We start from the raw sequence: 21,623 nt of genomic DNA, 5'->3' as shown, positions 1-21,623 counted from the left end.
CCTCATTCTGTTTTCTTTTATTAGTAATAATTATTAGAGAATAAAAACAATAATTCACTCTATTAATTAATCCCGCTCAGTGGTATTAATAATTCTGGGAGTTTCTAACTGTCTCTTTTGTGGAGTTAATCGATAATATAAAAGTGGCATCACCAACAAAACTAAAGGGATGGCAAATAAAAGTCCTGAAATAATAGCAATCGCCAAAGGCTTTTGCATTGTTGATCCTGTTCCAATGCCAATCGCTAACGGCATTAAGGAAAGAATGGCGATAATGGTAGTCATTAATATTGGGCGCATTCGCATGACTCCAGAAGCAATGAGTTCTTTTTTTCCATGTCTGGAATAAGAAGTGAGTTCTGCAAAATAAAATACGGCAATTTCAGTGACCATACCAATAATCATCGTCATGCCCATCATGGCAGAAATATTCAGCTCCGTGTTAGTTATCCATAAGCCAAGAAAGATGCCAGGCAGGGACAATAACGTGGTAATCAGGATGCTCAGTACAATCCGTACGTTTTCATATAAAAACAATAACAAGAGTATCACCAATAATAGAGCACCGATAAACACCATCATTAAATCAATAAACGATTTTTGTTGTTCTTGATACAAGCCACCGTATTCAAAATAAACTCCAGGAGGCAAGTCTAATTCTTCCATCATTGTGTTAACATCCTTCATTGTTGAGCCCATATCCCGACCTTCAATTCGTGCTTTAACCGCAACCATATTTTTTTGATTTTCACGCATGACTTGGGCTTGTCCCTCATCGATATTAATAGTTGCTACTCTGCTTAATGCAATAGAATGACCTGCAGTATTTCGTAAAGACAATTGTTTTAATTGCTGAATGCGTTCATGTAAATCAGTAGCCGTCCAGACACGAATTCCAATTACTTTTTCCCCCGATTGAATTTGGCTGACCACATTCCCCATGAGTATAGTTTGAATTTGCCGGGTAATGGTGTCTGAATCAAGACCCAATAAAGCCGCTTTAACCCTATCGACTTTAATGGTCACCGCATCACCAGAAATAACTATTCCATTTTTAACTTCCACCACACCTGGAACTGTACCAAGCTGTTTTGCAATAGTTTTGGCAACCTTTCTTAATTTATTTTGATTTTCACCAAATAATTTGATCTCAATGGGTTGGGGAACTGCCGTTAGATCCCCAATCATATCCTCCATCAATTGTGCAGTTTCAATTTCAAGTCCAGGTATAGTTAATTGAATTTTAGTACGCAATTCTCCCATAATCTCCTCAATATCACGTCGGGGTTGAGGTTTTAAATGAATAAAAAAATCCCCTATATTCGCCTCACTAATACCGCCGCCTAATTGCAATCCTGTTCTGCGTGAATAACTATCTACCTCAGGAATATCCGTAATGAGTGATTCAACTTTTCTTAATAATCTATCTGTTTCGGTGAGCGATGTTCCTGGTGGCGCAATATAATCAAGAATAAAACCCCCTTCATCCATGCGCGGCATAAACCCTGTACCCACTTGAGTATAGGCAAGATACCCCATAATGATTAACCCGATAATCACTGTAGGTAAATAATACGTAGATTTTAATAGGCGACGCATTAACTGCCTGTATGATTGATGTAACCGACTTAAATAGGGGCCAACTTGTTCTAAATGCTGTGCATCAACAGGTTTTAATAATTTCTCGCCCAATAAAGGAACTACTAAAAACACATAAAAGAAGGATAGGGTGAGTGCACAGGCCATAGTTAAAGCCAGAGCCTTAAAAAAACCACCGGTCACCCCACCTATAAAAGCTAAAGGTAAAAAAATAACAATAGTGCCAAGGCTTGAACCAACTAGTGGTTTTAACATTTGTATGGAAGCCACTAATACAGGATTAGACGTTGGCTCATTTTTAAAACCTTCACTCAAACGACGCATAATGTGCTCTAGAAGAACCACCCCATCATCAATAATGAGTCCTACAGCCGCAGCCATTCCCCCTAAGGTCATAATATTAAAACTCATTCGAAACACATGGAGTAATACACAGGTGGTTGCCAAAACACAGGGTAAAATTAAGGCCACAATTAAGGTCATGCGTACATTGCGCAAAAATAAATAAAGAATCAATGCTGCTAACAGCGCACCAATGATAATCGAATCACGAACTCCGACAGCAGATGCAACTACCAGTTCAGCCTGGTCGTAATAGGTTTTTATCTCTACGCTTTTAGGGATTTGATGATGATAAGCCAATAGTTTGGTCTTTACTTCATTGACAATGGAAACTGTATTTGCCCCTAATTGTTGCATGATATTGACCAAAACCGCGTCATGCCCATTGGCTGTGACCCGTGTCCACTGAGGAGTAGTACTTTCAATAACCTGAGCCACATCATCGAGTAAAAGAACGCCATTAGGGCCACTGCGTAACACACTTTGATTAATGTCTTCCAGTTGATGCAATCGGGTATCTGATAAAACCAAATAAAGCCGATAAAAATCTTCGATACGCCCCACTGCAGTCACTACGTTATTTGCCGCAAGAGCTTTAATCACTTCATCAAAGGTAATGTTTTTTTCACGTAATTTTGCAGGATCAACTAACACCTGAAACTCTGCTTTTTCTCCTCCTAAGGATTCTATAGTGGCAATCCCCGATATACCGGATAACAAGGGAATTAATTTAAAATCTGCAAAATCCTTAAGTGCGACTAAAGTGTATTGATTTGAAGTTAGTGCCAAACCCAGCATCGGAAATACCGTCGGATCCATCCGCCGTGCCTCAAAGGTTGTTCCTGCAGGCATGATGGGCATCACTTTATTAAGTGCAGACTGTATTTGTAACAGGGCTGTTACCATATCAGTGCCCCAAGCAAAATTAATGGAGAGTTCCGCAGAACCTCGACTGCTGATAGATCGGATATTAAGAACGCCCTGCTCTGCTCTTATGGCTTGCTCTAAAGGACGAGTCACCTCAATAATCATTTTATCAACTGGCCTATCACCTGCGTTAACGTTCACTGCAATACGAGGAAATGAAATATTGGGAAATAGAGCTACCGGTAATTTCAATGCTGAATAAAGTCCAACCAGCGCAAACAATGCAAGAAGAAACAATAAAGAGATGCGATGTCGTTGGAGCCAAAGTGCTGTCATGGCTTTTGTTCCAATACGTTTAAGCCATCAGTCAATTCATAATTACCCACCGTCACCACGCGCTCACCTGCTTTGAGCCCATTGATGACGCTGACCATTTGTCCATTATCTTCACCCACAACAACCCAGCGCAAGAGTGCTTTTCCCTTCTTAATAACAAAGAGATAAGGTTTTTTTTGTTGATAGAGTACTGCGCTCCGAGGAACTGAAATAACCCGGGTTTTAGGCTTGGTCAGAATCTCGCCCTTAACCATACTACCAGGAATCAAATCAGGAGCGTTGGTTACATTGACAATAACATCAATTAAACCGGTAGACGCATCTATTTGCCCTGTAATATTACTAATGGTACTTAGATGTTTTGAGGTGTCATTATCTAAGGCCGTGATAATTACTTGTGCTCCCACTTTGAGCTTTGTAATGTCCTCATTTTCAACGCCAAGTCTTATTTGCCGGTTCTCACCATTAGAAAAATTCAACAACACCGAATTGGCCGCAATAATTTGTCCAGCACTGACATTCACTGCGATCACTGTCCCCTCAACCTCCGAACGTAAAACAGTTCCATTTTGATTTTGTTGTTGATTTTGCAGATTAAGTAATTCTATTTTGGCCTTTTCCAAATTTTGACTCGCAGCCTGAACCTCAGCATTAGTTGCTAAAAATTGTTTGCGAAGCGCTGATATTCGTTTTAATTCCTTATCAGCGAAAGTTACTGCCAGTTGTGCATTATCTGGGGTTTGAAGTCCAATGGTACGAAAACGTACGCTAAGGAAGATTTCCTTTGGAAAGCGTATTATGTTTTATACGCTTCTGGCTAGGAGACTTCTTTTTTGTCAATGGTAATTCTGATGCAGTAATTTGAATGAGTTCCGTTAGCCACTCACTCTCATCCCACATTTCTCCCGAAATTAATAAATAAGGTTTTGCACCAACGTATGGATTCCCCTCAATATAATTAGTAATAAAAGCCTTTCCTGCCGTGGTTGGTTTTACAAACAGTTGATCATCACAGACTAAAGCTACTACTTTGTCGTCACAGTAAATGGCATATTCCCCAAACATTTTTTTTGCATAAACTGTTCCTGCATTTGTAATTTGCTCAAGAATGAAATCAATAGTGCTTTGTTTAGAAGACATTAAAAATTCCTAGGCTAATAAGGGTGAGCATAGTTCAACTAAAGTGCCATCTGGGCAACGGATATAAGATACTGTTTGTCCCCAAGGTTTTTCTATGGGTTCCAGGAGAGACGTTGCACCTATGGCTACAGCATGAGCATGTGCCTCAAGAACCGAGTCAGTAATTAAGGCAATTTCCACCCCAAGTGGTTTAATAGATTTATCCCCAGCTATGTAGCCACTAGAAAGATTACTCGATCCTAAATCGTGAGAAGCGAAAGCCAGGGTGGTTTCACCTGTTTCTAGTTCACCATAACCAGATTCATGAATAAAACGAGTTTTTAAACCAAATGCCTTTTCGAAAAAAGACAACGAAGCTTTTACATCTGCAACATAAATAATAGTGTACCCAAATTTCATCTATAATTACCTTCTTCAAATTTAACCCGTTATACCTAAACACTCATTGCATCAGAAGCAATAGCTTTCTCAGCTTCACGTAAATATTGATATAGTGTTGGCTTGGAAATTCCCATCACCCTGCATATCTCCTGAACAGTATGCTCGCGTTCTTTGTAGAGTTTAATCACTAATTGTCGTTTGTTACTATTTAATTGTTTTGGACGACCACCTTGACGACCGCGGGCTCTTGCAGAAGCCAATCCTGCTTTTGTTCTTTCACGTATTAAGTTTCGTTCAAATTCTGCTAATGCCCCAAACATATGAAATATCAACTGGCCAGTAGAGGTGGTTGTATTAATCGATTCCTGCAAACTTTCAAAGCCAACTTTTAAAAGTTCAAACTCATTAACCAATGCTATCAGATGTTTCAATGAGCGACCTAATCTATCCAATCGCCAAACTACAACAGTATCCCCTTCCCTTAAATCTTCCTTTAATCGAGTAAGGCCTGGTCTCTCAGCCACAGATCCGCTGATTTCATCTGTGATAATTTTTTTACAGCCAGCTTTTTCAAGAGCGTCAATTTGCAAGTCTAAATTTTGCTCTAAGGTTGATACACGTGCATAGCCAATTTTCATAGTCAGTTAATATTCACATAAAATCGTTAGGAAAGTCTGTTGGATATAGAGTATTATTTGCCTTGATTAATTGCCAGTGTTTCTTTACTAAATTAGTCGTTTAAAACCGTTTGCCTTAAGTTTGAGATTTTTTGGTAATAAAAACGGACGTTTATCTTACCTATAGGTTGTATTTTTAGGAACCCACTAATTTTATTCCAGGAGGATGTTTTTATGAGCTAAGTTTATGGCTGTAGATTTTTTAACCGATGAACAAAAAGCACATTATGGGCAATATGTTGAGGAGCCAGATGAGTTTCAGTTGGCACGTTATTTCCATTTGGACAAAACAGACTTAGCATTTATTGCTGGAAGACGTGGCGATCAAAACAGGCTTGGTTCTGCGTTACAATTAACATCCGTCCGATTTTTAGGAGCGTTTCTTACCGATTTATCCCTTGTACCACTTAATGCTCAATTTTTTGTTGCCGGGCAATTATCCATCACCGATATTGCTCTATTAAATGATTATGGCAAACGTGAAACTACCATACGCGAACATACCGCCCTTATCCGTAGGTATTATGGATACCGTGATTTTAATGAAGTACCTTGGGGATTTCGACTAAGTAGATTGCTTTACGCCAAATCATGGATAAGCAATGAAAGACCAAGCTTACTGTTTGATTTTGCTACCACTTGGTTAATTCAAAACAAAATAATTCTACCTGGAGAATCAACGCTATCCAGATTAATTTCTCAAATTCGAGAAAGAGCAGCCAAACGTTTGTGGAAACGACTATCAGCTTTACCAACACCTGAGCAAAAAATAGAATTGGCAACTCTTTTGGATATACCAAAAGGAGAGCGTGTATCGCGTTTTGATTATTATCGAAAAGGCCCTGTGGCAATTAGCGCTCCTGCATTTAATGAGGCCATGAAACGTTATATTGAATTGCAGGAATTTGGATTTAGCAGCTCTGATTTTTCTAACATACCTCCTGTACGATTAAAAAATCTGGCGCGTTATGCAGGGATAATCTCTGCGAAAAAAATAGAACGTATGCCTGATGACAGACGAATAGCTATACTGGTTGCTTTTGTTAGAACTTTTGAAATAATCGCTCTTGATGATGCATTGGATTTGCTTGATTTGCTTACTACAGGTATTTCAAATGATGCGAAAAAGATTGGGCAAAAAAAGCGATTGCGTACATTAAAAGATTTAGATAAGGCAGCATTATCTTTAGCAAAAGCATGCGAACAGGTTTTAAATGAAGAAACAAAAAATATCAAGTTACGTGAGACAATTTATGCTTTAATTTCTAAGGAAAAACTGCTGGAGTCTATTGAAGCGGTAAACAATTTAGCTCGACCAATTGATGATAAATTTCATGAGGAAATAGTAGAACAATATGGACGAGTATGTAGATTTTTACCTAGAGCGCTCAGGAATATAATTTTTAAGGCAGCACCAGCAGGTAAAAATACGCTTGAAGCATTGGAATACCTAGTGCGTACCAATTTATCACGTAAAAAAATCCTTAAAAATCCACCGCTTGATATTATATCACAACCATGGAAGCGTTTGGTCTTTAATAAAGAAGGTAATGTATCAAAACAAGGGTACACTTTATGTTTCCTGGATAAATTACAAGACGGCTTGAAGAGAAGGGATATTTATGTTGAAAATAGTGATCGTTGGGGTGATACACGATCAAAACTACTCCAGGGCCTCGATTGGCAGAACAACAAGATACAGATCTGCCGTTTATTAGGACATCCTTTGACTCCTCATGGTGCAATAACTGCTATGACAAATCGTTTGGATGCCACATATAAAAAAGTTGCCGCTAATTTTGATAATAATAATGCCATCAGAATCGATAATTCCGGTAAGCATCCCACGTTAACAATTACGAATCTTGATAAACTTGAAGTTCCACCAACGCTTACACTACTTAGTGAGCAAATTGCCAAACTATTACCACAAGTTGATCTCACTGAATTAATACTTGAAATCCATGCTCGCACGGGTTTTCTTGATGAGTTTACTCATGTAAGTGAATCAACTGCCCGTGCAGATAATCTTCACATTAGTCTTTGTGCTGTACTTCTAGCCGAATCTTGTAATATTGGACTTGAACCATTAATAAAACATCATATTCCAGCACTAACTCGTCATCGTCTAAGCTGGGTGAAACAAAATTATATTCGTGCCGAAACATTGGCCCGAGCTAATGCAAGATTAGTTGATTATCAGTCCACCATCCCGCTGGCAAAAAAATGGGGTGGAGGTGACGTTGCCTCTGCAGATGGTATGCGTTTTGTTACCTCTGTTCGTACTGTTAACGCAGGTCCAAATCGAAAATATTTTGGTTCCAGTAAAGGAATCACCTGGTATAATTTTATTTCGGATCAGTTTTCAGGCTTCCATGGTATTGTGGTTCCTGGAACCTTAAGAGACTCTATTTTTATTTTAGAAGGGTTGCTGGAACAACAAACAGGGTTAAATCCAACTGAAATCATGACGGATACGGCGGGTGCCAGTGATATAATTTTTGGATTATTCTGGCTACTTGGATATCAATTTTCTCCTCGTTTAGCAGACGCTGGTGCAGCTGTTTTCTGGCGCATTGATAAAGAAGCAGACTATGGTGTGCTCAACGATCTTGCTCGCGGTTGCGCCAATACACAGCGTATTGAGCAAAACTGGGATGATATGATGAGAATAGCTGGATCTCTTAAACTTGGCACTGTACAGGCATCGGAACTTATTCGCTCACTGTTAAAAAGCGATAAGCCATCCAGCCTGGCAAAAGCAATTATAGAGATTGGCCACATTAATAAGACCTTGTATCTGCTAAATTATATCGATGATGAAGATTATCGTCGACGAATACTGACTCAGTTGAACAGAGGTGAAGGCAGACATAATGTTGCCAGAATCATATGTCATGGCCAGCGCGGAGAAATTCGCAAACGATATCGCGAGGGGCAGGAAGATCAGCTAGGCTCTTTGGGTTTAGTGACTAATGCAGTTGTTCTCTGGAATACTCTTTACATGGATGCAGCACGGAATTATTTAGAGGAGAAGTCCGTATTAATAAGAGAGGAAGATGAAGCCAGGCTTTCGCCGCTGCAATATGGACATATTAATGTACTTGGACACTACTCCTTTGTTCTAAATGAAAAAGTTATGCAGGGTGAGCTTAGGCCATTCAATCAGCCTACTGATAATACTGAAGATCCTTAGCGTACGTTTTCGTACCATTGGACTTCAAACCCCAGATACGATCTGTCTCTCAACAAAGTGCTCAACGCATCAAAAACCGTCATATCCTGTGACAAAGTACCGTAATGCTGGTCCAGATAACCAATCTCCTGTGATCTTGGGAGTATCCATTCGCCCTGCTTTATAATGGAATTATCACCCAAAATCGCTTTCACCAATGTCGATTTACCCGAAGCATTGTTCCCCTGGATTGCAATCCGCTCACGCGATTTGATGGAAAGGCTCAAATTTTGCAAAATATGGAGGTTCCCCTCATATCCCACGACACCACCACTGATAGTCACCAAGGTTTGATTACTTTCTATGCCATTTAGAGAAAATTTTGGTTGAATAATCTCCGGCACCCGACACTCCGATAAACGTTCAATTAATTCCTGCTTCTTATGATTAATCGAGCTTTTTTTCCGACCTGAGGTCTCCTGTGCATTTCTGGCCTTTGTATCTGAGACAATAGTTGGCCATTTTCTTTGTTGAATATGCTTTTCTCCTCGAATTCGGCTGCTTTTAGCACGAGCCTGTTCTTGCATCAACGCATGATGTGCCTGTTCTTTTTTCCGATTTAAATCAGCTAACTCATCAGCAATAGCAGAACGCTGAATCTTCATCTCGTGCTGATAATCATCATAACGACCAGAGAATACGGCTACCCGACCATTATCGATATGCCAAATGGTCTCGACTGTTGCATTCAGTAATTCAACATCATGAGTTACCATAATCAGCGTCCCTTCAAAGGCACGCAGCATTCGAATGAGTGATCGGCGGTTATTGCAGTCCAAATGATTGGTGGGCTCATCCAGCATCAAAATATCAGGACATAGAGAGAGCGCTTCAGTTAGTGCTTTATTAAAGCGCTGAGCACCGCTAAACGAATCAAAGGCATCAATGAGCTGCGGAACATAGCCAACACGACACTCTGTTGGATACTTAATTTGGCCTTCAGAGGGATCAATTAATCCTGCAAACCATTTGAGTAACGTTGATTTGCCAGAACCATTACGGCCAATCATTGCAATACGACTGCCATATGTAATTTGACCACTAAAATCCGCAAAACAAGTTTTATGGGGAAACGAAAGGCTAAGGCTTTGAAATTGAATTGGCTTGTGCATCATGTCATTCTCTTAAGTATTACAGGGGACTATGGTGTTTGTTGATCATAAAAACCGATTTGGTTTTTTTAATCACCGCCCTGTGCTTAGGGCGTACTTAAGAAGTAATTTTCATGATTCGTTTAAGCCTCGTTGATGTATGCTTAGTTATTAGGCAGGTATAATAATACCCTATTGGATTATTAATTGTCAAAATAAATGGGTTCTAAAATTATCCTACCCTAATCAACTTACGCATAAATTATGTAAAAAGAACACATTACTCATGTAGCTTCGGCGCAACTTCTAATGATGTAGAAGCGTTCGTAGAATCTCTTTCCCATGATGTCTAATCAAAGAGTGGTGCCCTTCACCCTCGACTAGTTTTAATTGGGCGCCAGGAATTAATTTTGCGTAGATCTCTGCATGTGAATAAGGCGCTTGCCTATCTAAAGTGCCTTGCCAAATCGTGACAGGACATTTTATGTTTTCTAAATCAAAACCCCAAGCCTTGAAAAGTAACTTCATTTCTTTTGCGGGACCTGCAATCCCATTTTTAAATGCCTCGATGGTACTATCAATAATCGCTTTTCCAGTCTCCGGATCTTGAAATAGCTCCTGATCAACTTCAGGCAACTGCTTAATCATCTGCTTCATCATTTTATTTGGATTCTTGAGCATCATTAATGTCAGTCGCATCATGACAGACGTTAACCACGGCATGGTTTGAATCAAACTATTGGCTATGATTTGCCCGCGGGTCATCCCTATTCGTGATTCAGGTTTCTCAATGGGCGCCATCCCTGAAATAATTGCAGCACTTTGTAATCGCTCTGAAATTGCATAAGCACATGCGGCTACAAATGGTGCACCACCAGAGTGACCCAATATTGAAAATGTATCGATATCTAATTGATCCGCTAACTCAATAACATCGGCTGCCCAGGAAAGAATGGTTCGATGATCATCCATAGAAGACAATCCCATTCCTGGTCTATCAACCCCAATCACACGATAATGATTTTTTATAGCAACATCATGAAAATGTGCTGCTTCTAATCTGCTGCCAGGAAATCCATGAAAATAAAGTATAACTTTGCCAAACGGATCGCCATATTCTGCATAACCTAATTTTCGCCCATCCTTCAGTGTAATTGATAGATTAAGATTGGGTGTGTTGTTTTTCATGATGGCTCACCACTACATTGATAGAGTCGGCTAATCCCGCCAAAATAAATCGTGGCGGGAACAAGTTATCTGTTTTACGAAAGTTCATTTTTGATAAAAATCTTAATTGCTTCCACCACATACTCCACTAAATTGGGGTGATATCGATTATAAAAGGTTCGAAAATCGGGATGATCAAGATACATTTGTGCCAATCCACTATAGCTATCTTTTGTAGGAGTCCAAAAGTGCTTGACCCAAGCATAATGGCGACGAATTAAATCCTGCACCACAATGTCTTCCGGTTTAAGATTGTTTTGCATCGCCTTGGCAAGATCCAGATTAAGTTGCTCACCCTCTTCTTTAAATTGTTCCCAATTAGCCTTCTTCCAATGACGCACATTTTTCCAACTATCATCGATTTCTTTTTGGGTAATGATACCAGAATCAACCATGTATTTTTCATGCTCTTGCTGCTTATTTGGATCAAACCCATCATACATTTCTACGTCACGCATGATTAAATTTCCTCTTAAATGTGAAATGGTTTTATCAATCGTCTTGATGAGCGTTTCTGTTCGCTCAAGGTTCGATTGAAGGATAGATTTATGAGCATTCAGCGCATCTATTTTATCGAAATCGTGACTGCTAATAATCTCTTGTATTTCAGTTAAAGGGAAACCCAATTCACGGAAAAATAAAATCTGCTGCAGCATCAGAAGTTGTTCCTCTTCATAATAACGATACTGGTTATCCCCGTAATAAGCAGGTTTTAATAAACCAATCTCATCATAAAAACGAAGGGTGCGCGGACTAACCCCAGAAATACCAGCTAATTTTTTTACCGTGTAAGGCATATTCCACTCCTCTAACTGGGGTTTCGGGAAGGAAATTACCATTTTATGCTGTCTTGCTCTAACTCAATGAATTAGCAGATCTTTTATCTAAACCAAAAAATCGGATTTCTGCCTAAAATAGGCTGTTTTCGATTTAAAAATTATTCGCATAAGTAGACATACGTGAATAATTATGCGAAGTAAAACGCCATGCTAACTCAGGGGTTGATTATTCATATAATACAAGCAAGTCGTTCATGATTATCTACATGATGGCTGAATCTTAATATCAATGTTCTAAGGTATTGATAGCATCATTTATTCACATAATATGCCACAGCATAAAATGGTAATTTGCTTACCTAAACCCCGATTAGATAAGATAGTTGATGTAGATAAAATTAAATGCGTTAGTCTCACTCATTGAAAAAATTAAAGCTGATTTATTTAAATATTCGGTAATGCGCATGCGTTGCATAGGCTAACATTTCTGCATCCCCAGAGCTGTCACCGTAGGCATAAATTAAACGAGGTAGATTCCCAATTAGTTCTAAAACACGGTTTAATTTCTCTGCACCGTTACAACTTTTCCCATGAATCGTACCACTCGCAACATCATGCGAATTAAAATCAATTTGCGTAGAGACTATCGCGTCAAAGCCACTAATTCTAGCCCAATAATCGATATAAACATTAAATGCCGCAGTTGCTAAGATGCAATAGTGGCCTTGGTCTTGATGCCATTTTAGCCGATCCAAGGCGGTCTCTTTGACCAAAGAGGGAATAATTCGATTAGAAAAATGCTCACCTGCTCGATATAAATGTTCACGTGGTACACCTTTAAAAAAGATGTGTGCAATGATGTTATTTAATTGATCTAATCCACTAAAATGGCAATGATAACTAATCAGTGAAGGGAGCTTGGTAAGCAGTTTTAGCAAAAAAATATGCCCACTAATGAATTTTAAAAAGGGAATAGTGGTGCTTTTTTTAGTAATTGTACCGTCAAAGTCAAACAATGCAATTGTTTGATTATCATCGATTTTTTTTAACATGATAAAAATCCAAAATAAAGCGTGTTGGCGCTCATATCTAGTATAGCAGGAATAACAATGTATTTTTATGGTTTATAATTAATCTTATTAGTTGTTTTTGTGGCATTTATTTTCACTAAGTGAGTAATTCCTATGAATTCCGAGAATAATTTACTAAATATGGTTTTTCATTTTGCACACACTCAACCTCAAAAAATGGCTTTAAAGTTTTTGGAATCTGATTATCAAAGTAGTCAGGAGTTATCTTACCAACAACTAGGCGACAAAGTTTTATCGTTAGCAAAAAAATTAGTGGCTTTACAAGTGCAGGAAAATCAAACTATGCAAAAACCAATATTGCTGTTGTTCGATTCCAGCATTAATTATATTGTGTCTTTTCTCGCTGTATTGCATTCGGGTAATATTGCGGTTACCGCCTATCCTCCACGCCAAGTGAGGCATTTACAACGCTTATTTAAAATTATTACGGATTCTTCCGCTCAATTGATTCTTACAACCAGTGCAGTAAAAAGCTATTGTGACGAAAATCAATTTGAATTTCCCGAAGGAAGTACCTTAATTTGCGTGGATCGTCTAGAGCAAAAGCCCTCGGACTTAAGTATCACCTTGCCAGAAGTTTGTTCAGATCATATTGCCTTTTTACAATATACTTCAGGTTCTACCGGTTTGCCTAAAGGAGTGGTAGTAACACATAAAAATATTTGTGCAAATCTTGATCTTTTAGAAAAATATTTAGGGCATGAATCGGTAAGTATATGCGTCTCATGGCTTCCTATATTTCATGATATGGGATTAATTGGCAATACTTTATTGCCTTTATACACCGGCGGAACCTGTGTATTTATGGCACCGTTTACGTTTTTAAAACGTCCATTTTTTTGGCTAGAGACAATGAGCAAGGAACAGGGGACCTATTCAATGGCGCCTAACTTTTCTTATGATTTGGCTCTTAAAGCATTAATATCTAAAAAATCATCCGTAAAACTTGATTTTTCACACCTGCGTTGCGCTGTCAATGGTGCAGAACCAATTAAACCGGAAACGATACGACACTTTGAACACACATTGGCAGCTTATAACCTTAAAAAAGGTACGATGAGACCTGGTTATGGTATGGCAGAAACAACCCTTTGTATCTCTGTTGAGATGGATAAGGAGCGCATATTTCAAATTGACAAAAACGATTTAGAAAAAGGCATTGTCACAAAGATTAAAAATAGTAAATCTGGCGCCTCAGCTGAATTAGTAAGTTGTGGATCTGTGCCAGACGAATATTTGGCTCGAATTGTTGACCCTAATAGTTTGCAGGTGCTTCCAGCTAATACTGTCGGTGAATTGTGGGTTCAGGGCGATTCAGTTGCTTCTGGTTATTATAAAAATCCGGAAAAAACTAAAGAAATATTTGGTGCATTTACTGCTGATACTCATGAAGGCCCATTTATAAGAACAGGGGATTTGGCTTTTTTGGATGATAATGGCCGTTTAACGATTTGTGGACGTGTAAAAGATTTAATTATTATTAATGGGCGCAATATTTATCCTCAGGATATAGAGGCTGTGTGCTATCAAAGTGATCGCGCGCTGATGCCTCATTGTGCCGCAGCCTTTTCAATAACTCAAGATTCAGGTGAAGCTTGCGTATTGGTCGCTGAAGTTAGAGCAGCGCTTGGCGATACCAAATATCGAGGAATTATTGCCAACATCAAAAAAGCAGTTCTTGAGGCAACAGATGTTGGGTTATCCGATATTGTATTAATACCTCCGCAAAGAATATTAAAAACCAGTAGCGGGAAGATTCAACGCAACGCCTGTAAACAAGCTTACCTGAATGACGAGTTTGAACAACTGGCACGGATGAGACAACAGGCAGAACACATTGAAAATACCCCGGTAATACATACAGATGAAATAGAGAACAAGCTCGTACATTGGCTGAAAGAGTGGATTGCTACACAGACAGATACTCCTTTTGAGGCCATTGAAGTGGATGGGGTTTTTTCTGAATACGGGCTTACGTCAATCCAATTAGTAACGATGATGAGTGATTTGGAAAAAATTGTTGAGCAAACTCTTGATCCCTGGTTAGCTTGGGAGTTTCCCAACATCCATAGTTTATGTGCGCATTTAACCCAACATCAAGCGACTAATCGTCACGATGTAGAATCAAAAGACTACGAACCTATTGCCATTATTGGGATGGATTGTCGCCTACCCGGAAAAAACTATCAGGACATTAATGGTATTGATGCGTTTTGGCAGAGTTTGTTAAAAGAGGAGGACAGTATTGAACCCATTCCCCAATCGCATTGGGATAATCGACTGTATTTTGATGTTAAACCTGATACTAAAGGTAAAATGTATTCTGCCAAAGGTGGATTCTTAAATGATGTAAAACGCTTTGACGCAAAATTTTTTAACATTTCCCCTCGTGAGGCAGAATATCTTGATCCACAACAGCGTTTGGCATTAAGTACTACCTGGCATGCCTTGGAAGATGCAGGCCTAGTCGAAAGCGAATTAAAAGATACGCATACCGGCATTTATCTTGGCATTAGTACTCATGATTACGATCAATTAATTCAAAAACAAGTACCTCTCACCGAATTAGGTACTTATCAGGCCACAGGCACCAGTTTTGCTACCTCAGCAGGGCGCATTGCCTATTTCTTAGGTACAAATGGCCCTTGTATGGCCATTGATACAGCATGCTCTTCTTCTTTAGTCTGCATTCATCAAGCAAGTCGCGCACTCCAAGCAGGAGATTGTGAATTAGCAATTGCTGGTGGGGTTAATTTAATTTTGTCACCTGAAAGCAGCATTATTTTTTGTAAAAGTGGCATGCTTTCACCGCATAATCTGTGTAGTACTTTTGATATTAGTGCCGATGGTTATGTACGGAGTGAGGGATGCGGTATCGTTGTGTTGAAAAAACTAAGTGATGCTTTGCGCGATGGAAACCGCATTCATGCAGTGATTTATGGTAGTGCCGTGAACCAGGATGGTGCGAGTAACGGTTTGACTGCCCCTAATTTGGCAGCGCAAGTGGATGTGATTAATACTGCATTAAATTTGGCTCACTTAGAGCCTGAGCAAATCACTCATGTCGAAGCACATGGTACTGGAACTGAATTAGGGGATCCGATCGAATGGGAGGGGATTCGCCGCAGTTATGCTCAAGAACGTACAAATCCTTTGTATGTTAGCTCGGTAAAAACACGTATTGGCCATCTTGAGGCCGCTGCGGGCGTGGCAGGTTTCATTAAAACGGTATTAACAATTAAATATGGACAAATCCCTGCGCATTTAAATCTGCACCAGTTGAATCCTAAATTACATCTACACGATGCCATGTCGATTCCAATACATTGTATGCCATGGGAACATGAGGAGCGTTACGCAGGAATTAGTGCTTTTGGTTTTAGCGGCACCAATGCACATATCATTTTAGGCAACACACCAATGATGGAACCTAAAAAAGAGCAGATTAACCGACCCGAACATTTATGGGTTGTTAGTGCCAAAGATCCGATAATTTTGCAACAATATCTACAAAATTATCGTATTTACGGTGAACAGAATTCTACAATTCATTTTCCTTCTCTCTGTCATCAATCCTTGACTCAACGAACCCATTTTCCTTATCGGGCCTTTATTAGTGCCAAAGATGAGTCTAGTTGGTTGTCTGCTTTGCAGCAAGAGCAATGGCATGAAGGGAGCATTGCGAAAAGTAATCAGTTGGCCTGGCTATTTACTGGGCAAGGTTGCCTGTTGCCGAATGTAGCAACGTCTTTATACCAGACTATTCCAGAGTTTGCTGCGGTTTTGGAACAGTGTTGCACTATTGCTCAAAATTGGCTTCCTTATAATTTACGGGCCATGTTATTAAATACCCCTGGAGATGTGGATATCAATAATACCTTATATGCTCAACCCACCTTGTTTGTCTATGAATATAGCTTGGCGCAATGGTACTTACATTTAGGGTTAAAACCTAACTTGCTGTTGGGACATAGTTTGGGAGAATATGTTGCCGCCTGTATTGCAGGGATATTATCTCTTCATGATGCCTTATATTTGGTATGTAAACGTGCGTTATTAATTTCCTCCTTACCTGTTTCTGGGGGAATGCTGGCAATTAATGCTTCAGCACCTGAAGTAGAGCAGCTAATTTCTCGTTTTGACGATTTGGTCATTTCTTTAAAAAATGGCCCGGAACAAACGGTAGTTTCAGGAACAGATGCCGCAATTTTAGCCTGTCAAAATTATTGTAACGAACATGAAATTCGTTGTAAAAAAGTGGCAACTTCCCATGCATTTCATTCACCACTAATGAAACCAATCGTTGATGAATTTGCCAAACTTGCTACTGAAGTTACCTATCATCCAGCAAAAATGGCTGTTGTTTCTAATGTGACTGGGGAACTGTTAAAAGATGGGCAAGTCTCCACGGAATATTGGTGCTCGCACATGTTGCAAACCGTGGAGTTTTTACAGGGAATTCATACTTTGGTAGCTCATGGAGTAGAGTTATGCCAAGAAATAGGGCCCAAACCCATTTTAGTTGCTCAAGCACAAATGGTTCATGATTTTCTCATTTTACCTTCGGTGAGTGAACCTGAAAATCCCTGGCCTGGAATTATGGAAACATTAGGCACCCTCTATTTAAGAGGGGTGGATATCAAATGGCGGCAGCTGGATAAACATGCATCTTTTGTGCACGAAGAGTTACTTAAATACCCCTTTGGTGGTAAAGAATATTGGCTTCCCAAAACCGAAAATCATAGTCCTCAAAACACTGAGGTGTGGAAGACTTATTTATATCGTGAGCAATGGCTGCAAGTAGAACCCCATTTGCCGTTGATCAGCTTAAAAGATGAGCATGTACTTTTGAGTGGTACGACCATGGTTGAGCCTAACGCTCTATTTTTGTGTAAGTCCATAAACGTTCTCTCTGCGGAAAAAGTAGTAGATCGTTCTCATCAGAATTTCTTACAAAAAGCAGGTTGGGTTGTTTATTTTTGCCAGTCTAGGCCCGAACAGATTATCTCTGAGACGACTTCGTTTACCCATTTTGTCCAATACCTAATGCACTATTACCCGGATAAACCAGTTCTATTGCTTGCCGAGAAGGATTCTTTAGTTGCTCCTTCTCTATTAGCCTTACTGAAATCAGTAAAACAAGAATACCCACTATGGCCTGTGCATTATTTAGAATTCAACTTAAGTGATGTAGATAATAATCCAATGCAGTTTATTGGCAGTAAGGATGAACGTTATTGGGTTTTACGTAAAGAGCAAGAAGTATTTTATCGCCAGGATATTAATCCGATTGAGGCCGAGCATATTGATGGTGAACGGCCAATTAGTGCCGACTATTCATGCCTGGTTACCGGGGCAGGTGGGGATGTGGGACAAGCATTGATTGAATCATTATCCGCATTAGGAGCCCGATATATTATTGCGATTGGACGCAAAGAACAAGAACCTACCTGGAATGACGAAATAGCACAACAACAAATTAAAGGAACTAAAATTAAGTACTACTCATGTAATATCGCAGATTATGCCGCTCTATTGCAATTGCTAGAAACACTTGAGGAGTTCCCTCCCATAGGCATGATTGTTCATGCAGCAGGGCTTGCTCATGACAAGCCTTGGAAGGAAACTACAAAAGAGGATATACAAGAGATACTAGGCGCCAAAGCTATTGGGGCTTGGAATTTGCATCAGGCAACCCTGAACCATCCACTGTATGCGTTTATTACCATCTCTTCTCTCTGTGCGGTATTAGGTAATCAAGGACAAGCGGCATATGCTACAGCGAATGCATTTTTACATACGTTGAGTAGCTATCGTCATCAAAAAAGTCTACCTGCTCAATCATTAATTTTAGGTCCGGTTAAAAACACCGGTTTATTTAAACGTAATGAACAACAATTAACTGCTTATTTAGCTGAAAAGGGGATTACACCGTTGTTAAGATCAGAACTACAACTGATTTTTCAACAACAAATTAATGAACCTAATTTAATTGTGAATAATTTTTCAAAAATAACTTCATTGATTGTTACCCCCATAGCTTCCTTTCCTGATTATTCTGCGAATGCTTTGGATAATAAGTCATGTACTGCAGAAAAAATTCTGCAGATTGTCGAAGAGGTTCTAAAGCTTTCTTCAGGAGAGCTCTCTATTACGGATAATTGGTTTGAGTTTGGTATGGATTCGATTATGGCGACACAACTTATCTATAAAATTAACCATAAATATCCCAATACTCGTATTTCAGCACCAGATGTGTTTAACCATGCTTCTGCACAAGAGTTGGCACTAAAACTGAATGAGCAATCTAGAAATAGTGAGCCGGATAAAGGCGTAGCACAGACTCCTGTTTATCAAAGCAGACGTACGTTTCCTTTATCGTTACAACAGCAGGAAATTTGGAATTTTATCCAAAATTCGCCTCAAAGTCTAGCTTACCAGATTCCCATGGAGCTTGCAATTACAGGTAAACTATCCATAGATAAATTACAGCAAGCCTTGTCCTTTGTATTGATGCGCCATGATATTTTACGTTGCAGCTTCCATGAAATTGTACATCAGGTCAATCAGCATGTGCATAATGAATGTTCTCTCACTCTGGAATTATTTGATAAATATGATGAGCAGCAGGTTACTGACTTTTTTAATATGCCTTTTAATCTGAGTAAAGCACCTTTGCTCAGAACCTGTTTAATCCAAGATGGACAGGATCATTATCGCTGGCTGCTTGTTTTCCATCATTTAATTTGTGATGGCTATACGGCAACATCCTTTATAAAAGAAGTAATCGCGCATTATGAAAATGAACAATTTGAGGATGAGATAATTAACTACAGTGATTATGTCAGTTGGCAATGGGATCAGGTTCTAAATCGTTTTGATGGCGAGATTGAAACTTTTTGGTCGCAGCAATTACAAGGAATTTCTATAGGCGTACCTTTGGCAATGGAAACTCAACTTCCGCAAGAAGCTGGAGTGATTCGTGCAAATATTACCCTTAAAGACTTGAATTCATCTTTGGAATTAATTGAACAGAACAAACTCTCATTGAGTAACTATATTTTAGCAAACCTATTTACTATGTTGTTCGATAAGTTTAAACAGGAGAAGCAAGGAATTATCGTCTTTTTCTCTGGTAGAGAAAATAGCGACTTTGCTACAGTTTTTGGAGATACGTCGAATGATGTTCTGTTAGTGGGTGCCCATGATGCGTATATCTTTAGTCTCGCGCAGCAATTACAGCAGCAAATATTTTCCTTACATGAAAAACAATATTTCCATATTCCTGTATTCAAGGAACTAGGCCTGGCTGCACCGATGATATCATTTGATTTTCAAAGGAATAGTGACTTAAACATTAATACTCAATTACAAATTAAAGCATTAAAAAGTGGCAATATACAAAATTATTTATGGGGCGATGAGCCGCGCTTATTATCGTTTAAGGTTCTGTTAAAAGCACAAAGTTTAGAGCTAAGTTTGAAATATCGACGCGATAGAATAGATGAGCCATTAGCTCATTCTTTATTAGATGCCTGGGTGGATACTTTAAAAATCCAGGAACAAAATAATACTCATTTTGTTAAGGAGAAGCCCTTAGCTTTATACGATGCCTCAGTGATGCAGAGCAATTTATGGCCCTTATTTAAAGGACATCCTGATGGGGCTCCATATTATGTCCCAGTGTTCAAAGAGGTGAGTGGAGTTTTGGACATTGAGCGCCTTAATCAAGCAATCAATAAAGTGATTAGTGATACGCCTGCACTACAAGTCTTTTTTATTGAGGAAAATGGAGCACTTAAATGGAATTTTAATCCTAATGTGAGCACAGAAGTGCGCGTTATCAATGATAAGCATCTTTATGAAACCGTAGGAGGCTTATTAGTCGATCCAATTGACATAACGCAGGCTCCTTTATTTCGATGTTATCTAGTTCATTGCGAGGATCATGAGAAATCAATTTTATTAATTCGTTTTCATCATCTCATTGCGGATGGTGTTGGTGCAGAATTATTTTTTAAGAAGTTAGAAGATGTATATCTTGAGAAAAAAACCAGCTCGGAGCTCTATATACAAAAAAATAATTATCTGCATGATCATCATCAAGAAGCGATGCGATATGAGATTAATAAAGCAGAATATCATCGCTACTATAGTGAAATTAACCAGCAGTTGGAAACACGGTATTTCAATAAGCCACCCCAAACAATAAATTATGTTGGCGGGGTAGTTTATCAACTGTTACCACATGAAGATTCAGAAAGGGTCCATGCATTTTGTCGACGGCATAGTATTTCGCTTTATATTTTTTATTTCCATCTCTTTTGTCTTACTTTGGCGGCGGTAAATAAGCACAATAAGATTTATATTAGCATGGTGAAATCAAATCGTGGTCGCTTAAATGACCCGGAAATGATTGGATATTATGCGGATAGTGTTCCTTTTCTTTTTGAAGCCAAATCGAATAGCAACTCAACTCAAGCGCTTAAAAATACTCAGATGCAAGTGCTTCAATTAATTGAACGTTTTCCACATCCTTTACGTAGTGAAGATGCGGCACATTCTGAATATATACAACCACAATTTATTTTTAATCAATACAATCTAGAGCCTTCACGCGGTTTACTTTCTTGTGCCGATTACTTAATTGAGAGCTTAATTAAGCTCAGCGGCAATAAGGTGGGGCTCTGGAATTATAATCGTCCTGAACAGTTTAATTTATTAGTTCGTAGTAGCCATCTTAATCACATGATGGGATTGGTTTATGACCAGTCCTTATCAACGGAAGCTGAAGCGGAATTATTACTACAATATTTTAGAGAAAAAATATTAAGTTTTCTTTAGGTGATGATAAAACA

11 protein-coding genes are annotated in these 21,623 nt (G+C 39.0%); 2 read left to right on the top strand and 9 right to left on the bottom strand.

Annotated elements, in window-relative coordinates; translation table 11 throughout:
- Positions 1-66: 66 nt before the first annotated feature.
- From Lwal_RS04690 to Lwal_RS04670, 5 genes are read right to left on the bottom strand one after another with little or no spacing between them, the layout of a single operon-like run.
- A complete protein-coding gene (locus Lwal_RS04690; RefSeq protein WP_058479750.1) occupies positions 67-3,144 on the bottom strand; it encodes an efflux RND transporter permease subunit in 3,078 nt (1,025 codons plus the stop codon).
- The gene (locus tag Lwal_RS04685; RefSeq protein ID WP_269458322.1) at positions 3,141-3,866 is read right to left on the bottom strand and encodes an efflux RND transporter periplasmic adaptor subunit; all 726 of its coding nucleotides are present in this window, start codon (positions 3,864-3,866) and stop codon (positions 3,141-3,143) included. Before Lwal_RS04685 ends, Lwal_RS04690 begins: the two co-directional genes overlap by 4 nt.
- A 46-nt stretch (positions 3,867-3,912) precedes the next feature.
- Positions 3,913-4,284, bottom strand: a complete 372-nt coding sequence (locus Lwal_RS04680; protein ID WP_058479748.1) for a TfoX/Sxy family protein — start codon at positions 4,282-4,284, stop codon at positions 3,913-3,915.
- 9 nt (positions 4,285-4,293) lie between these two features.
- The gene (locus Lwal_RS04675; protein ID WP_058479747.1) at positions 4,294-4,683 is read right to left on the bottom strand and encodes a VOC family protein; all 390 of its coding nucleotides are present in this window, start codon (positions 4,681-4,683) and stop codon (positions 4,294-4,296) included.
- A gap of 35 nt (positions 4,684-4,718) precedes the next feature.
- Positions 4,719-5,303, bottom strand: a complete 585-nt coding sequence (locus tag Lwal_RS04670; RefSeq protein ID WP_058479746.1) for a recombinase family protein — start codon at positions 5,301-5,303, stop codon at positions 4,719-4,721.
- Positions 5,304-5,529: 226 nt separating this feature from the next.
- On the opposite strand from Lwal_RS04670, the gene Lwal_RS04665 reads away from it, so the two are divergent.
- Positions 5,530-8,538, top strand: a complete 3,009-nt coding sequence (locus tag Lwal_RS04665; RefSeq protein ID WP_058479745.1) for a Tn3 family transposase — start codon at positions 5,530-5,532, stop codon at positions 8,536-8,538.
- Here the strand turns inward: Lwal_RS04665 and Lwal_RS04660 are convergent.
- The 4 genes from Lwal_RS04660 to Lwal_RS04645 form a co-directional block, all read right to left on the bottom strand.
- Positions 8,535-9,692, bottom strand: coding sequence for an ATP-binding cassette domain-containing protein (locus Lwal_RS04660; RefSeq protein WP_058479744.1), 1,158 nt, complete (start codon positions 9,690-9,692; stop codon positions 8,535-8,537). The genes Lwal_RS04665 and Lwal_RS04660 overlap by 4 nt on opposite strands.
- A 282-nt stretch (positions 9,693-9,974) precedes the next feature.
- On the bottom strand, positions 9,975-10,856 hold the full coding sequence (locus Lwal_RS04655; RefSeq protein ID WP_058479743.1) for an alpha/beta fold hydrolase: 882 nt from the start codon (positions 10,854-10,856) through the stop codon (positions 9,975-9,977).
- A gap of 74 nt (positions 10,857-10,930) precedes the next feature.
- On the bottom strand, positions 10,931-11,692 hold the full coding sequence (locus tag Lwal_RS04650) for a MerR family transcriptional regulator (protein WP_058479742.1): 762 nt from the start codon (positions 11,690-11,692) through the stop codon (positions 10,931-10,933).
- A 422-nt stretch (positions 11,693-12,114) separates the two neighbouring features.
- Entirely contained in the window at positions 12,115-12,726 is a 612-nt protein-coding gene (locus Lwal_RS04645; protein ID WP_058479741.1) for an HAD-IB family hydrolase, read from the bottom strand.
- Positions 12,727-12,858: 132 nt separating this feature from the next.
- Here Lwal_RS04645 and Lwal_RS04640 point away from each other — a divergent pair, with 132 nt between their 5' ends.
- Complete coding sequence (locus Lwal_RS04640; protein WP_058479740.1) at positions 12,859-21,609, top strand: type I polyketide synthase; 8,751 nt, start codon at positions 12,859-12,861, stop codon at positions 21,607-21,609.
- Positions 21,610-21,623: the final 14 nt, after the last annotated feature.

Source organism: Legionella waltersii (genome assembly GCF_001468085.1).
Taxonomy (GTDB): Bacteria; Pseudomonadota; Gammaproteobacteria; order Legionellales; family Legionellaceae; genus Legionella; species Legionella waltersii.
Note: the sequence above shows the minus strand (reverse complement) of the source record. Positions and strands in the feature narration are given on the sequence as shown.

Coding starts and splice junctions, on each gene's coding strand:
- Lwal_RS04690 (WP_058479750.1), bottom strand. CDS start 3,144: ATGACAGCACTTTGGCTCCAACGACATCGCATCTCTTTATTGTTTCTT.
- Lwal_RS04680 (WP_058479748.1), bottom strand. CDS start 4,284: ATGTCTTCTAAACAAAGCACTATTGATTTCATTCTTGAGCAAATTACA.
- Lwal_RS04675 (WP_058479747.1), bottom strand. CDS start 4,683: ATGAAATTTGGGTACACTATTATTTATGTTGCAGATGTAAAAGCTTCG.
- Lwal_RS04670 (WP_058479746.1), bottom strand. CDS start 5,303: ATGAAAATTGGCTATGCACGTGTATCAACCTTAGAGCAAAATTTAGAC.
- Lwal_RS04665 (WP_058479745.1), top strand. CDS start 5,530: ATGGCTGTAGATTTTTTAACCGATGAACAAAAAGCACATTATGGGCAA.
- Lwal_RS04660 (WP_058479744.1), bottom strand. CDS start 9,692: ATGATGCACAAGCCAATTCAATTTCAAAGCCTTAGCCTTTCGTTTCCC.
- Lwal_RS04655 (WP_058479743.1), bottom strand. CDS start 10,856: ATGAAAAACAACACACCCAATCTTAATCTATCAATTACACTGAAGGAT.
- Lwal_RS04650 (WP_058479742.1), bottom strand. CDS start 11,692: ATGCCTTACACGGTAAAAAAATTAGCTGGTATTTCTGGGGTTAGTCCG.
- Lwal_RS04645 (WP_058479741.1), bottom strand. CDS start 12,726: ATGTTAAAAAAAATCGATGATAATCAAACAATTGCATTGTTTGACTTT.
- Lwal_RS04640 (WP_058479740.1), top strand. CDS start 12,859: ATGAATTCCGAGAATAATTTACTAAATATGGTTTTTCATTTTGCACAC.